The 16,816-nt window shown below is 37.3% G+C and carries 10 protein-coding genes; 3 read left to right on the forward strand and 7 right to left on the reverse strand.

The genetic code is table 11. The features are described 5' to 3' along the window. Positions 1–18: 18 nt before the first annotated feature. Both pckA and CIN_RS02460 read right to left on the reverse strand, forming a co-directional pair. Complete coding sequence (gene pckA / locus CIN_RS02455; protein WP_083813307.1) at positions 19–1,755, reverse strand: phosphoenolpyruvate carboxykinase (ATP); 1,737 nt, start codon at positions 1,753–1,755, stop codon at positions 19–21. A gap of 105 nt (positions 1,756–1,860) precedes the next feature. Continuing rightward, positions 1,861–2,877 carry a lysophospholipid acyltransferase family protein gene (locus tag CIN_RS02460; RefSeq protein ID WP_050798316.1) on the reverse strand — a complete coding sequence of 339 codons (1,017 nt, stop codon included), beginning with the start codon at positions 2,875–2,877 and terminating at the stop codon, positions 1,861–1,863. Positions 2,878–3,209: 332 nt separating this feature from the next. Between CIN_RS02460 and CIN_RS02465 the strand changes: the two genes are divergently transcribed. The 3 genes from CIN_RS02465 to CIN_RS02475 are packed head-to-tail and all read left to right on the forward strand — an operon-like array spanning position 3,210 to position 10,371. Then, on the forward strand, positions 3,210–5,306 hold the full coding sequence (locus tag CIN_RS02465; protein ID WP_245527806.1) for an autotransporter assembly complex protein TamA: 2,097 nt from the start codon (positions 3,210–3,212) through the stop codon (positions 5,304–5,306). A 2-nt stretch (positions 5,307–5,308) separates the two neighbouring features. Next, positions 5,309–6,121, forward strand: coding sequence for an AsmA family protein (locus CIN_RS02470; RefSeq protein WP_008853477.1), 813 nt, complete (start codon positions 5,309–5,311; stop codon positions 6,119–6,121). Next, positions 6,121–10,371 carry a translocation/assembly module TamB domain-containing protein gene (locus CIN_RS02475; RefSeq protein WP_008853478.1) on the forward strand — a complete coding sequence of 1,417 codons (4,251 nt, stop codon included), beginning with the start codon at positions 6,121–6,123 and terminating at the stop codon, positions 10,369–10,371. Before CIN_RS02470 ends, CIN_RS02475 begins: the two co-directional genes overlap by 1 nt. Here CIN_RS02475 and CIN_RS02480 read toward each other — a convergent pair. From CIN_RS02480 to rlmN, 5 genes are all read right to left on the reverse strand, one after another. Continuing rightward, positions 10,368–11,981 (reverse strand): tetratricopeptide repeat-containing glycosyltransferase family protein, encoded by a 1,614-nt coding sequence (locus CIN_RS02480; protein ID WP_008853479.1) that lies wholly within the window; start codon positions 11,979–11,981, stop codon positions 10,368–10,370. The genes CIN_RS02475 and CIN_RS02480 overlap by 4 nt on opposite strands. Before the next feature lie 41 nt (positions 11,982–12,022). Continuing rightward, the gene (gene dld / locus CIN_RS02485) at positions 12,023–13,768 is read right to left on the reverse strand and encodes a D-lactate dehydrogenase (RefSeq protein WP_008853480.1); all 1,746 of its coding nucleotides are present in this window, start codon (positions 13,766–13,768) and stop codon (positions 12,023–12,025) included. Positions 13,769–13,902: 134 nt separating this feature from the next. After that, positions 13,903–14,490 carry a CarD family transcriptional regulator gene (locus CIN_RS02490; RefSeq protein WP_040363709.1) on the reverse strand — a complete coding sequence of 196 codons (588 nt, stop codon included), beginning with the start codon at positions 14,488–14,490 and terminating at the stop codon, positions 13,903–13,905. A 91-nt stretch (positions 14,491–14,581) separates the two neighbouring features. Then, complete coding sequence (locus CIN_RS02495) at positions 14,582–15,463, reverse strand: bestrophin family protein (RefSeq protein WP_040363710.1); 882 nt, start codon at positions 15,461–15,463, stop codon at positions 14,582–14,584. Positions 15,464–15,582: 119 nt separating this feature from the next. Continuing rightward, on the reverse strand, positions 15,583–16,797 hold the full coding sequence (gene rlmN, locus CIN_RS02500; RefSeq protein ID WP_008853483.1) for a 23S rRNA (adenine(2503)-C(2))-methyltransferase RlmN: 1,215 nt from the start codon (positions 16,795–16,797) through the stop codon (positions 15,583–15,585). Positions 16,798–16,816 lie beyond the last annotated feature (19 nt).

Genomic DNA, 16,816 nt, shown 5'->3' on the forward strand with positions numbered 1-16,816 from the left:
GGGGTTGATACAAGTATTTTATAGATGTTTTACACTTAAATTAGAGGAAAAAATATCCCCCTCAAAGCGAATAACTCCTTGTAAACTCTTTGATAGCGTTTCAAAGTGGCTTCTAAAGCGAAGAGCTAAATCTTCTGCCTGTTTGTGATAATCTTGCGGATTAGTCCAGCAATTCACAGGATTTAAAAGCTCTGTCGGGATTCCAGCGACAGCGCTAGGGATTTGTAACCCGAAATATTTTTCTGTTTCGAAAGTAACTTTATTCAAGGAATGATTTAAAGCCATATGCAATAATTGACGCGTATGAGGTAAAGAGAAACGTTTTCCAATACCATAAGGACCACCGCTCCACCCTGTATTAATTAACCAACATTGGACTTTAGGGTTTTCTTCTAGGCGTTTCATTAAAAGAGCACCATAGACATCAGGAGATCTTGGTAAAAAAGGTGCGCCGAAACATGGGCTAAAGGTTGCTTTAGGTTCTTTGCTTAATCCACTTTCTGTGCCAGCGATACGCGCTGTATACCCCATTAAGAAATGGAAAATAGCTTGCGCGGTGGTGAGCTTTGAAATCGGAGGTAAAACACCAAAAGCATCTGCTGTTAGCATAATGATATTCAGCGGTTGCCCACCTTTTCCTGAAGTTGATGCATTTGGAATAAAATCAACAGGATAACAAGAGCGGGTATTTTCTGTGAGAGAGTTATTATAAAAATCAGGAGAGCCATCATCATTTAAAATAACGTTTTCTAATACAGATCCAAATCGTAAAGAAGCGTCCCAAATTTCTGGTTCTGTTTTTCTACTCAGGTTAATGACTTTTGCATAACATCCACCTTCGATGTTAAAAACCCCTGTCTTTGACCAACCATGTTCATCATCGCCAATTAAAATACGTTCTGGGTTAGAAGATAATGTGGTTTTCCCTGTTCCTGAAAGGCCAAAGAAAATTGCTACATCACCTTCTTTACCAATATTTGCAGAGCAATGCATTGGCAAGATATTTTCAGCAGGAAGTTGCCAGTTCATTGCGGAGAAAATAGATTTTTTGATTTCTCCAGCATATTGAGTCCCACAAATAACAATTAAACGTTCTTTAAAAGAAGTGGTAATGGCGGTGGGCCCATGCGTGCCACATCGTTCTGCATTTAAATATAGATGAGGCGCGTGTAAAATGGTGAAAGGACGTTTGCTATTTTGTTGAATTGCCCCTTTGTCATTTTCATCCAAGTCTTCTGGCCTGATAAACATATTTCTAGCAAAAAGAGCATGCCAAGCACTGGTCGTAATGAGGCGGATAGGAGTGCAGTAATTGACATCGCGTCCAGCATAGAGATCTTGAATATAAAGAGGTTGCCCTTGGAGGTATCCGCTGGCTTCGGATAATAGTTGAGTGAAATGTGCAGGAGAGAGCTTATGGTTGATATCTCCCCATTGAATATGGTCGTGAACCTCAGTTTCATCAACAATAAATTTGTCTTCTGCAGCGCGTCCCGTAAAGCGGCCTGTTTTAACAACAAAAGCACCGTCTTTTGATAAAGAACCTTCTTGGTTTTGAATGGCATGTTCCACCAATGCAGGACGAGACAGATTGATATATAATGTTGGTGCTTTGATAATTCCTGTTCCTTGAAGGAAACTGGAAATAGCATTATCGATCTGTTCGAGATGACCATGTGTATAGGAAAGGCTAAGCGATGCTCCTGTAACATAAGGTTTAATTACATTATGTGGCAAAGGGGAGGAGTATGTCATATTTCAAAACCTTAGAGTTTATAAATAATTAGATTCCTTTTAAGTTAATAAAAAGAATCTATAAAAATTATCATAAAAATACTTTCATGAGTGAACTGTTAGTTTTTATATTGTTTTATTGATTTCTTCATCAGATTTTCCTTGCCGTAAACAAGCAGTTCCTGTTGTAATGATATCCCATGATTTTTGAGCAAGTTGTTTTCTATTTTTAAACTCATTTGGATCTAGTGGCTCATGAAAAATAATAGAAGCTCTCATATCAGACCATTTACAAAAATCCCATAAATGTGGGGCCAGTTCCATGTCTCCATACCAAGAGTAGACTGGGCGTCGTAGGCGATTAACTGGTAGCATCCCTAAACGATCATATACAATAGATATGGGTTGAATAAGGGGGATTTCATAAGAAATATTTTTGCTTATTGGTTTGGCAAGAACAAAAAAAGATGACAAGAATGGTGCAAGATGTGACCCTTCGGTAGAAGTTCCTTCTGGAAATAGGATAAGATTTCCGCCATCCTCTAACCTTTTTTCCATCGTCTGTTGTTCTTTAACTGTAGATTGACGCTGTCTGCTTACAAAAAGTACACGCCCTAAACGGCATAAAGTACTGATAATAGGCCAAGATCCAATTTCTTCTTTCGCAACAAAAGCACCAGGAGCTAAACCTCCAATAGTAGCAATATCTAACCAAGAAGTATGATTTGCAATATAAATAATAGGACGTTTTTTAGTGTTCTTTGTTAATTGTTTGTGTTGTTCTTCGATTTTTCCAAAAATACGTAGATCAATACCTAATAAGCGACAAATTGTTCGCCAATAAAAGCGTGCGAAGTTAATTTTTGGAGAACCAGGCAGTTTAATAAGCAGACTTTGTAGAGGGATAGATAAAACGGTAAACGTTAGGATAATTATAATTTTTCTAGTTGCTCTGATTCGTTGGTATAGGTTGGACACACCTGATAAAAAATGAGGGTAAGCAATAGGAAGGTGATGGATATCAAAATGTAGGAAATTACTTTTAATATTGGAAGAGCGCAAAGAAAGATTGTTCACTTGTGGAGATGAAGGTTTAAAAAAAATATTATGTAATTTTTCTTTTAAAAAATGTTTATATTTCAAGGTATTACAACTGTTTATTGCTAAGGTTTTTAAGAGGTTATGTCGGTAATTTTCTAGCATTCTATAAGAAGTTAAATGGAACTACAAGAAGCCGTTTTTTACTATGATATGAAAATGTTGTATATGTGCCACAATAATTTTGATCAGGATATATTTTGTTATAGGGCATCTTTTCTTCATAATTATATGTTTTTAAATACTTTGACATAGAGCTCAGGCTCTTTTAATAGCTAAAAGAGATCATCTTTGTGATATCGCTTTGAAAGCATAATCATACATATTACGTCAAATATGTATGAATAAAATGATTGATATAGAGGAATAAGCTTTTGTTGTTCATTGAACTGCAATCTAAATATAATAAATTATTTAAACAGATAAAATTACCTAAGGTTGTTTCTCATTTATGTTGGGGTGTCACAGCTGGAATGATTTCATCTATTTATACGGTGATGGCAGCAGATCCTCAGACTTACCGAGTAGAAATCCGCCCCACGGGTAATGCAGATATTGATGCAACCTTGTCCGATGTTTCAAATCTTGTGTCCTTAAAAAAAACAAAAGCTGTTGGTGCTTTTGCTTTGTCTGGGCGTATAAAGAGTGATTATGATCGTTTACAAAGTGCAATGGATAGTTTCGGATATTATAATGCAAAGATACAAATGCAAGTAGGGGCCTCTCAAGCTTTATCTGATTCTAATTCAAAAGATACAAAGAAAAAGAAAAAAAAAGATACAACACAATCTGATATTCATCATGTAACGAATTTAACGAATACAATGGATGGGGATAATCCAGATCTTCCAAATTTTATTGGTAAAATTCCAGGAAAAGAAGATGCTGTCATTGTAATCCGTGTGGATAAAGGGGATCAATATCATTTGGGAAAGGTTGAGGTGGTCGATAATAATAAACCACAAGTTCCCGCTGGATCTATTATGAAATCCACTGCATCAAAGTCTATGCCTAAAGTTATTTCTACTCCTGTTACTTTAACTGCGGATCAAGAAAAAGCATTTGCTTTAAAATCTGGACAGCCTGCTATTTCTGCAGATGTTGTTGCCGCAAAAGGGCGTTTATTAACATCATTACAAGAAGATGGGCATGCTTTGGCAAAAGTCAGTGATCCTGTGGCTTATCTACGTCCAGATACAAAAACGATAGATGTCGTTTATAATGTTGATCCAGGCCCAGTGGTGGATCTTGGTAATATTGAGTTTAAAGGGTTAAAAAAGGTTCACGAAGATTTTGTTCGGAAGCGTTTACTATTGCATGATGGGCAACTTTATCAACCTTCTAAAATTGAATCTGCTCGACAGGATTTATCCTCTTTAGGTGTATTTTCAAGTATTGATGCAACCGCAGCCAGCAAAGTGGATGCAAATGGTCGTTTACCTCTAATTTTGACTTTTAAAGAAGCAAAACGTCATTCGATTAGTTTTGAGGCAGGTTATTCTACAGATTTAGGTGGACGTGCAGGGGTGCGTTGGTCGCATCGTAATTTATTTGGAAATGCCGAGAAGTTAAATATTGCTGCCCTTGCGACAGGTGTAGGGGGAACTGCACAAAAAGGCTTGGGGTATGATGTTTATGCTGACTTTACCAAGCCAGATTATTTGCGTAGAGATCAAGATTTTAACGCTCGTGTTGAGGCGGTAAAACAAAAATTATATTCATATAATCAAACGGCTTTACTAGTTAAAGGCGGGCTGAATCGTAAAATAAATAAACGTTGGAAAGCATCTGTTTATTTAGGGGCAATGCAAGAGCGGATTATTCAACAACATATGAAAAATGATTATACCATGATCAATATTCCATTGGCAGTCAGTTATGATAGTACTGATTTGGCTAGCCCAATGATGTCGCCTACTCATGGAATGAAAGGCAATGTTTCTTTAACACCGACTGAATCTTTTGGTGATGGAGCTATTTTCTTTGCAATTTTAGAAGGGAGTGCTTCTACCTATTTTGATCTTGCAAAGATTGGATTGACGAAGCCTGGTGATAGTATTTTTGCGTTCAGAGGCACGGTTGGCACTATTCAAGGGGCTTCCAGAATGAATATGCCTCCAGATCAACGGATGTATGCTGGGGGGACTTCAACGGTTAGAGGATATCGTTTCCAAGGTGTTGGTCCTCAGTTTAGAGGTACGAAGTATGCCGTTGGTGGTAAAGCAATGGATGCAGGAACCATTGAGTTTAGACAAAAAATAACGGAATCTTTTGGTGCACAAACCTTTATGGATGCAGGACAGGTCAGCGAAAAAAGTATGCCTTTTGAAGGAGATTTAAGGGTTGGTGTAGGTGCTGGTGTGAAATATTATACACCGTTAGGCCCTATTCGCTTTGACGTTGCTTTACCAGTTAATCGTCCACCTAGAGGGGATAAGTTTGAAGTATATATTAGTTTAGGTGAGACTTTTTAATTATGTTAGTTGAACAAGAAACAGCTATAAAATCACAAAAATGGCGTCAAAAGCATCCTTCATGGTGGTGTTTGATTATTGGGTTGGTCGCTTTTTTTATCATGTTCATTATATTGATGGGTGGTTTATTTGCTTTTGTGAATACATCCATTGGTAAAAACTATATTGTGGCTCAAATTAAAGCACACACTCATGATCACATTGAAATTCAGGGATTAACAGGATTTTTTCCTAGTCATCTTAAAATTGCAGAGATCCAATTTAAAAATGATGATGTTGGTGTTTGGTTGGACATTAAGCAAGTGCAACTGAACTGGTCGCCTTTGGCTTTATTAAATGGTAATCTCACGATTCAATCATTGATTGCCAAAGAAGTGAATTTTGAAGCACTTCCACCTAAAAAGGTGCAAGAGCAAGGAAATGTATCTAAAAGCGAACGTCGGTTGGTAAATATGCCTTTAACAGTGGATATTCAGCATTTACAAATTGATCAACTATTCATTTCAGACAAGGTTGCTAAAAGTAATATTTATATTGCCGTTGATGGACAGATAAAAATTCGTAATCTCTCTCAAATGATGGATCTGGATACATTAAAAGCTGCTTTTATGACCAAGCCTAAATTCCGTTTATTTGGACCCGATAAGCCTGCTGACTTTCAGTTTGGTGGAAAAATTAGTGGCAGTATGGAACGTAAAGATGGTGGTGACTATAGTGCCTCTCTCGTTCCTTTACATTTTTCTGTTATATTGCCTCAGACTGACCAGAATAGTGATAAAATACATATTTATCTTGGCCTAGGAGACAAACTCTAATGCAACCCGTAGACCAACAAACAAGTGAACAATCAAAAACACCGAAGAAAAAATGGCGACAACGCCATCGTGTCTTATGGGTTCTTGGATGGTTGTTTGGGGGTATTATTGGTTTAGTCATTGCGGCTGTGGCTGGCTTGATGATTTTTGTGAATACGCAAAAAGGACAAGATTATCTGGCCAAGCAAATTGGAAGCTTAACAGATCATACTGTAGAGGTCAGTGGGTTGTCTGGCTCATTCCCTAATCATTTGAGGGTTGCAAAAATAGAATTAAAAGATCCTAAAAATGGTGTTTGGTTGTCTTTAACACAGACAGAGCTTGATTGCTCTTTATTGGCATTATTGACCAAAGAAATCCATGTTGATCGATTATATGCCAAAGAAATTAATGTTTATGATTTGCCATCCTCTAGTGAAGAGGAAACATCAGATAGTAGCTCAAGTTCTCTTCCAGATATTGTAGTTGCTGCGAATATTAATGATATTCAAGTTGATAAGTTGTTTGTGTCTCATAAAGTGGCTCCTCTTGATCTGTCTGTTGGGATCAAAGGGAAAGTTGCAATTGCAAATGTGTTAAAGGTTGCAGGCGTAGAATCTTTACAGGATCTATCGAATATTCACTTATCTGTACATTTATGGGAACTTAATCAAGCCACTGACTTGCAATTGCTTGCGAATATTGGTGAGCAGAAAATTGATCAGGCTTCTTTGAAAATTAATGTAAAGAGGCAATCTGATGGTTTGGTAGAACGTTTATTAGAAACAGATCAACTGACACCATTATCGCTTAATGTTGGGTTACAAGGGCCTTTTGATCAATTAAAAACACAAGTGGATTTATCCGCAACGCAAACTAATTTAAATGTTAAAGGTGATGTGGATCTTATTCATTCTAAAATGAATATTTCTTTATCTGGACAATCTCCGGCAATGAAGATTAGTCCGACGATTGGTTGGGGAGGATGGAATTTAGATGCAAAGTTACATGGTTCCTTTCAAGCACCAGCAGGTTCAGGAAAATTTGAGTTAACAGACTTGGTTGCTAATGATGCGATGGTTAATAAATTAATCCTGCGGTTTAAAGGACAAGATCTAGCATCAATAGGGGATGACAAGGCAAAGTTTAATCCTTGGGTTCATTTAAATTTGACTGCTGATGGATTACGTATTCCTGGAAGTCAGCCAAGATTATTAGCAGGAAGTCCATTATCTTTAGATGTGGTTTATCATCCAACCGAAAAAGATGAGCCTGTTGATTTGCAACTTGATCATGAATTAGTCAAAGTCATTGGGCGTGTTTATGTCAAACCTTCTTTGCATGGCAGCTTGGATCTATCTGCTCCACAATTGGCTCCATTGGCAAAGGCTGGAAATGTTGATTTAAAAGGTTCTGCTGTTTTAAATATGGCGTTCTCGCTTCCAGAAGATCCTAAAAAACCAATTCATATTGATTTGGATGGGCCATTAAAAATTACTGGAGGTCTTCCTATCGCTGTGCAAATGGTAGGGCAAGAAGGGCATATTGGATTACACGCCCAAGTAATTCAAGGAAAAGAGCAAAAAGTAACATTGCAATCTTTGTCCTTTAATGGCAAGCAAGTTGGCTTGAATGCTCAGGGTTCTTTAATCGGGGAACAAGTTAAAGGTTTATTGAATGTAGAAGTCAAAGACTTATCTGCAGCAGCCCCGATGGTCAAAGGGAAAGCAAATGCACAAGTTAATCTTGATGGTTCATTACAAGATCTTGCGGCACAATTGAAACTCACAACGACGCTTAGCACAACAGCAAAAAGTGGTTACGCGTTGCGTCCTAGCCAGTTAGAATTGATTGCGAATGCTCAGCACTTACCGGCAAAGCCTGAAGCAGTCGTTGCTTTGACGGGAAGTTTAGATCAAACGCCTGTGAATATAAAATTACAAGCAGGATTAGCTCAAAATCAAAAAGATTATTATTTAAAACTGGAACAAATGGAGTGGCGTGGTTTAAAGGCCGTGGCAGATGTTCAGTTACCTGAAAAAACGATGTTACCTGTGGGGACGATAAAGTTAGATGTTGCGCGACTATCTGATTTTGGTCGTTTAGTGAACCAAAAAATTGATGGGAATATTCATTTAGATATTCATACGTTATCTGCGAACACTCCTAAAGTTGTCATTAATTTAAATAGTCAGATTAGTGTGCCTCAGGCAAAAATTGGTAAATTAACATTGGTGGGGTCTATCGATAATCCTATTGAAAAACCCAATATGGATTTGAAATTGCAAGCTAGCCAGTTACAAGTTCCAAATATCGTTACGGGTAATGCGAATGTGATGGTAAATGGTGGTTTAGACAATCTTAAGGTGGCTGTTAATGGCAATTTCCCGTCTTTGTTGGATGCCAAAGGAAATATTGATACGGCTTTAACGTTAAATCTATCAAAGCAACAAGTTGCGCTTCAGAAATTTACGGCGTTGGTAAAGGGAGAAAATATTCGTTTACTTTCTCCTGTTCAAGCTGAATTTGGTGAGAAAATGGGCGTTAATCGATTAAGAATGTCGGTTGCTCCAACAGGTGCTTCCGCTGCGACAATTGATATCGCTGGAACAGTTAAGCCAAAACTCGCTTTAACAGCCTCTATTCAAAATATTACCCCGGCTTTAGCCAAACCTTTTGCCCCTGATTTACAGGCTAAAGGGGTGATTAATGTGCAAGCAAAGTTACAAGGAACGATTGAGAAACCTCTGGGAAATATTCAGGTTGCTGCTCATAATATGCAGTTAATGACAGGGCCAGCGGCTTCGTTGCCTCCTGCTCAATTAGATGCACAAGCGAATTTAAATGGAAATACGGCAAAGCTAGATACAAAGTTACAAGTAGGCAAAAAGGTTAATGTGAGTGTTACAGGCACCGCACCGCTACAACCTAAAGGTAATTTAGCTTTACAATTAAATGGCGATATTGATTTGTCTGTTGCAAATGCGATTGTTGGAGCATCGGCACAGCAGGTCAAAGGGCTAGTGAATATGGCGATGCAGGTGAATGGTAATATGATGTCGCCTGTTATTACTGGGCATGTTAATTTAACAGATGGTAGTTTCAGAGATTATGCTCAAGGTGTCAGCATTAGAAATATGCAAGCATCGATTATAGGACAAAAAGATGCAATTATTTTGCAGTCTTTTTCTGCAAAAGCAGGAGATGGCATGATGAATGCAAATGGTCAAGTCGGTGTGTTTCAACCAGGGATGCCTGTGAATATTCATTTTGGAATGAAAAATGCTCGACCATTAGTCAGTGATATGCTGACAGCAATTTTAGATGGCGATATTAATATCAAAGGAATGGCGAAAAGCCGTATTGATGTTGATGGCGTTGTAAAGATTATACATGCTGAGATTAATATTCCGCATTCGATGGCACGCTCAATCGTTCCTTTAAAAGTTATTCGTCCAGGAGAGAAGATAGAAACAACGGAAACAAGTAGCTCAGGGCCTGAAATTGCTTTGAATTTAACTATTAAATCCGCTGGTCAAATTTTGGTACGTGGATTTGGATTATTTACGGATATGGCAGGTTCTTTGCATATTGGAGGAACCGCAAATGCCCCACAAATTGGTGGAGGGTTTGAAATGCAAAATGGTCATATTGATATGGCAGGTATTTCTCTTGAGTTTACTAAAGGGATTATTGGTTTTAAAGGAAGTAATGTCGATCATAAAATTGATCCATCTTTAGATTTTGAAGTTAAAAAATCTGTGGAAGGGAACACGGTTGGTCTAGCAATTACTGGATATGCCAGTTCACCAAAGATTGCTTTAACATCTTCCCCACCGTTATCTCAAGATCGTGTTTTGGCAATGTTATTATTTGGAGTTGATTCTCAGAGTCTTTCTACAACTCAAATGGCAGAAATTGGTGTTGCATTAGCGACATTAGGTGGCGAAGGTAGTGGATTTGATCCTATGGGAACCGTTCGTAAAACATTAGGGTTAGATCGTTTGTCTGTTGGTGGTGGTAGCAGTGACGGTAAAGGTTCTAGTACGGGTACAAGTGTTTCTGCAGGTAAGTATGTGATGAAAGGGGTTTATCTTGGAGCTAAACAATCGACAGGAACGGCGGGAACGCAGGCCGAAGTACAAGTAGACATTACCAAGCGTCTCAAAGCAACGGCAACTGTCGGGACAGGTCAAGACAGAACAGGTTTTGTGACGCCGGATAATGATCCTGGTAGTAGTATTGGACTATTATATAAGTTTGATTACTAACTTTTACATTCTTCGTGTTTATTAGCCATTTTTTGTAAAAGAGAAGTGGTTTCTTTTACGACATCACTCCATATTCTTGGATGTGTTTGACGTACAATTCTTATCTTTGGGTACCAAGGACTATATTTTTTATTAGAAATCCAACGCCAACAATTATCATAACGATCTAATAGTATTGCTTTTGCACCTAATCCTCCTGCTAAATGAATAACAGAAGTATCAACAGAAATAACAAGATCTAAATTCTTAATAATTCCAGCAGTATCATCCATATCTTTAACATCAGTCATTGGATTAAAGATAGAAACATCTTCTGGAAGATCATGAATCTCATCAGTATGATCTCCCATTTGTAGACTAATAAAAGTAGCGTTTTTGACAGATCGTAATAACGGAATGAGTTTTTGTAAAGGAATAGAACGTTTATTATCTGTCATCATAGCATTAACGTCGCCAGGATGTGGTGATCCCCCCCAGACGAGGCCTACTTTGAACTTTTTCGTTTGTGGAAGGATTTCTTTCCAGTAAGCGACTTTTTTACGATCTGCACTTAAGTAGGAAGTAAATTTCTCTTGATTTGGATCTATGCTTAATGCCCTTGGTAAACTGATGAAAGGACAATGCCAGTCAAAAGGAGGAGGATCTTCACCACCAACTTTAACTTTTGGTTTACCTTTAATGCGTTCACACAATCCTTTCATGGTTTCTGCAATCCACAATTCTACGATTGCTCCACGTCTAATTAATTCAGGAACAAAACGAATATACATTAATGTATCTCCAAGCCCTTCTTCTTGAGTAAGAAGAATTCGTTTGCCTGTGATGTCCATAGTATCCGTTAAGGTGGGAATCAGTTTATCTTTTGGTAAAGTAGAATGATTAGGGGTAGCAAGACGCCAATCATGCTCAATCCATCCTTGGTGATAACATTCTGCTTTGAGTAAACAAATTGAATAATTTACGCGTAATGCAGCCCATGACGGTTGAAGCATAATCGCCTTGCGAGAATACATTAAAGCTTGATTTGTATCATTTATTGCATTGTAATAACATGAAAGATTGGCGAGAACTGTAATATTATTCTCGTTACGTTTTTCTAACTCTTGATATAGTTTGATTGCAGATGAATATTTTCCTGCTTCAAAAAAAATTGTTGCAAGAATATTTAATAAGCGATCTTTGTTTTTTGAAAATTCTAAACATTTTTTTATATATAAAATTGCTTTTGCAGGATGTTTTGTGTGTTGTAAAACATCAGCATAAGCAATGTGCAGCAATTCATTTTTAGGCTGATGAAGAAAAGCTTTTTCAAAGACACGAAAAATAAAAGAATATAAATTATAACTACCTAAATAAGCTTCTAACTCGCTACAAATATGCCGTTGGGGATTATCTTTTAATTGTTGTGCTATGCAAAGGTGATAAGCAGCTTCTTTGGGGTAATTACAACCTGCATAAGCAATACCAATTAACGTCATAATGCTTTGACTAAGTTTATAATTTTTATAAGGAAGCAACATATTTAATGATTTTTCAAATTCCCCTTGATGTAATAGTAAATTTGCTTCTTTGATTAAAGTATCATCAGGGAATGTTGAAAAATTTTTCATTGCAGATCTATTAGTAAAAAATGAAACTTGAAATATAAATTTTATTTATCAAAATTTATAGGATTATTCCAGTTTTTTAATTTACTAGTTTTACCAATGCCAGGATTAAAGACATTGCAAGGATCTAGTTCTTGATAGAATTCTTTTAAAGAATTTTTGGCGTGATATAAGTGTCCAACATTATGTTCTGCAGGGTATTCAGCACCTCTTTGATCTAGAATTTTTAGCATATCGTCTTCTAACGTAAAGATATCATGTCCTTTATAAATGATGTAATCTTGATGGAAAACATGGCAGAAAAAATGACCATAATAAAGTTTATGCATACATTTTTCTTCTATTTCAGAGGGAAGCGTTTCTGTCCAATTTTTATCATTCCGACGCAAAGCAATATCAAGAGCCAGGATATTTTCTACTGTTTTATGATGAATAGCACGATAACGTACCGCAGCGCCTGCAACTGCAAAACGATGTAAGAATGCTTTTTTCCCTTCATCTGCAGTGCATTCAAAGAAATTTCCATCTGAATGTGTTTTAAAGAAATTATTGAGATAATCTCTGATTTGTTTAATTTCGTCTTTACCCACTTTTAAAAGTAAATGATGTTCATATGTTTTCGCATAATGATTCATACGAGCAGGTAAGTGTTGAGGAAATAAAGAGCTGGCAAATTGCATCACTTTGTCACTGAGATGCAAAGGTAAAAAACTTAATTTTTTTGTAAAATAATCAAAGCGATTTTTAAGTTTAAACAGTAGGGGAATATAGTCCGTTCCCAAATAGTTGATAAATAAGAACGTATCTTTTCCGTAAATAGCAGCAATATCATATGCTTTTTTATGAATATATTCTCCGGAAATAGGTACAATATGTTTAGAAAGTAAATCATAGCGGATTTGTGTTAATTCATCAGGATTATTAGTGCCAATATAAAATACTTGTGTTTCTTTCTCTTGAGGAAATGTATCTAAGCGCACTGCAAAAATAGCTAACTTTCCAGCGCATCCAGAAGCTTCATGTAAATGTGTAGGATCAGCATTATAACGTGCAGGAGTAGGGGAGTCGACTTGGCATACATGTTCTCTGTAATGATGGTCAGAGCAGTGCTTGTCGGTTTTTTGCAAATTGTTACTATTAAACTGATTATTTTCTAAACGTGTCAGGATTTCTTCTGGGGTGTTCCCTAAATCAATTCCTAAATGATTGATGAGCTCTAAATCGCCGTTTTTGGTATATTGAGCGTATAAAGCCATTTCAGTATAGGCAGGACCGCGTTGAACTAAAGCGCCTCCAGAGTTATTGCAAATACCGCCGAGCACGGATGCCCCAATACAAGAAGAGCCAATCACAGAATGAGGCTCACGATGGTAAGGTTTTAGTTTTTTTTCCAACTCGTTTAAAGTGGAACCAGGTAAGCACACTACTTGTTCTGCATTATTGAGAAGAAAGATTTTCTTCATATTCATTGTGCTAATTAAAACAATGTCACGATCATAATCATTGCCATCAGGGGTTGATCCACCTGTTAAGCCTGTATTCGCTGCTTGCATAATCATAATAGCGTTGGCTTGCACACACGCTTTTAAAATTTGCCATTGCTCTAATAATGTATGAGGTTGCACAACAGCAATAGCTTTCCCTGATCCATACCGGAAGCCATTACAAAATAAACCCATTTGACTTGGATTTGTAATGATACTCCGTTGACCAACGATAGTTGTTAATTGAGCGATCAGTTGTTGTTGAGTGTTAGATAATGCTACAGATTGTTTGTTTTTAAAAAACATGACGAATACAGCCTTATTATATTTATTTTTAATGACTATAATAAGTGGCTATCGTTCTTTATACAAGGGAAGAAACAGTAAAAAAAAGAGGACTAAAGAGTCCTCTGTGATGGATTAATAAATAATTGAATATATTAAGCAGATTTCATCACTTCTGTGAGTTCACTTAAAACAGTTGCGGGGTCTTTAGATTCTAACACAGCAACTTCTGCAACAAATCGTTCTTGAGCAGCTTCGAAAAGTTTTCTTTCGCTGAAACTACCATCTAAACTGTCAACATTGCGTCGAAGATCACGGAGAACTTCTGCAATTTGGATCAGGTCACCAGAGTTGATTTTTTCTTGATAAATCACAGCTCTTCTGGCCCACATACCTTTATTGTTTTGTGGTTTACCTTTGATTGTTGACATTGCTTTACTAACAATTTCTCTAGAAGCAATTTTACGTAATCCAGCTTTTTTAGCTTTTGATAACGGGATACGTAAGGTCATTTGATTATCAGGAAATGAAATTTGTATCATTTCTAGCTTTGTGCCAGCGATTTCTTCGACACCGATACGATCAACACGTCCAACGCCATGGGCAGCATAGACGATTGCATCGCCTTCTTGGAAGGGGAAAGTATCTTTGTTGTCTACTTCTTGAGCAGCTGTTTTTGCAATAGCAGCGCGTGCCATCTCATCTGTGACACCGCCTTTTGGAGAGGATCGGAATATATTCATTTAAACAGATCTATCATATTTTTAACAAATTGTCATCATAATTGTTTATAATGAAAAATACAAGAAATCATATTTTATAATGGTATAAAGATTACCATTGAATACCATTAACGGGTGTAATTGGAGCTCCAGTTGGGTCGCCGATTTGTTCTAATAAATCAATTTCTAAGCTGCGTGTCATGGTTAACATCGGTAAAGCATGAGGACTGTCATCAAACGGATTTTGTAGATCGCTACCAATTTTATATAAAGCCATAAAAAGGAAACCAACCAAAGCAGAGCCTAGGGGGGTAAACCACTCCAGTGTTTGCACCATAGAAAATGGTAAGATGACGCAAGTAATTTCAGTTAAATAATAAGGAAGTGTTGAGAATTGAATAGATAGGGGGGTGTTTTTAATTCTCTCTAATGCACCTTGAGCATTGGCGATATCGGATAAAATGCGATCAATTTGAGCATGAATGGCACCATCAATATGCTTTTTTTCAACCTCTTGGCTAACCATTAATCCAATTTGGAATAATACGCCATTCGGTTGGTTTCTTAACCCTTTGATATATTCTTGGATATGGATAGGTAAAACACGTTTGACATTGCTGTTCAGCAAAGCATCTTTCCCACGTAAATGATAAGATAATACGTAAGCATATCCTGCAATTGCACGAGTAAGGTCAGGGTGTCCTTTAAGGATTGTTGTGCATTGTCTTGAAAAAGAACGGCAGTTATTCGTAATTAATCCCCAATGAGATCTTGCTTCCCACCAACGGTTATAGGCTGTATTATTTCTAAAATTCATAAATAATACCAGAACCGAACCGATCATTGCCGTTGGCAAAGCAGATTGGTCAAACCAGCCTATATGGAAATATTTATAGCAAATAACAACCAACATATCCCATATGAAAAGGATAGATAGAGGTTTAAAACTATCTTTAAGAATAAAGTGAAGACCACGTCTGGCATTAACAATCATTAATGAATGTCTCTATATAGTTGTTATTTTTATTAAAAACTCAGAATAGGCTAACAGTTTATAGGCAAAAATGTCAATTTTAAGTTGTTAGATTTTATTTGTAAAAATCTAACATTACTTTACATGACGTCATCTAAACCTTTTTCGCTTGCTCTGACGCGTTGGCTTTCTGTGCGTAACTGTCCACAAGCTGCCAGAATATCTCTGCCACGAGGTGTACGGATCGGAGATGAATATCCAGCTTGCATGATAATATCAGCAAATTTTTGAACTTGTTCGCCTTTAGAAGGCTTATAATCACTGCCAGGCCAAGGGTTGAACGGAATAAGGTTAACTTTAGCATGAATTCCTTTAAGAAGACGTACAAGCTCACGCGCATCAGCTTCACTATCATTAATACCGCGTAGCATAATATATTCAAAAGTAATACGACGAGAATTGCTGGCTGCTGGATAACGACGACAAGCAGCTAAAACATCTTTAATTGGATATTTACGATTAAGAGGAACGATTTCATTGCGTAAATCATCTCTGACGGCATGTAAGGAAATAGCGAGATTAACAGCTAAGTCATGTCCACATTGATCCATCATGGGAACAACGCCAGAGGTTGATAAAGTGATACGGCGTCTTGAGATGCCAATTCCCTCATCATCCATTGCAATACGCATAGCTTTCGCAATATTTTCGTAATTATATAAAGGCTCCCCCATCCCCATTAAAACAATAGTGGATAAAAGGCGAGGTCTGTCTGCAGTTGGAGTCGGCCATTCTCCGTAACTATCACGGGCAGCCATAAATTGACTGATAATTTCAGAAGAACCAAGATTTCTGACTAGGTTTTGTGTGCCTGTATGACAAAAACGACAAGATAGAGTGCATCCCACTTGTGAGGAAATACAAACTGCACCACGATCTGCGCGACGGTCTGGGATATAAACGGTTTCGGCTTCTTGCCCGTCTCTGAATTGAAACAAGAATTTACGTGTTTCATCTTTGGATGTTTGTTCAGTAACCACTTTAGGACGACTAATAACACATCTATCGATTAATTTGGCACGTAAAGGCTTGCCAATAGAGGTCATTTCGTTGAAGTCTGTGGCCCCTTTATGGTATATCCAATGCCATAATTGCTTCGTACGAAAGCGTTGCTCCCCCATATCGACCAAGAGTTGCTCTAACTCTGCGCGGGATAGACCAACAAGTTCTGTTCTACCATCAGGTAGCACCGCAGAGGGTGGAGAAAATTGTGCAGATTTTGCCAAAATTCTCTTTTTTTCTTCTTCGGTTAAATCAGCAGGGGAAGCATTGGATAAAGTATCAGTAGCCGTCATAAAAATGGGTAATCCCAGA

Source organism: Commensalibacter intestini A911, assembly GCF_000231445.1.
Classification (GTDB): Bacteria; Pseudomonadota; Alphaproteobacteria; order Acetobacterales; family Acetobacteraceae; genus Commensalibacter; species Commensalibacter intestini.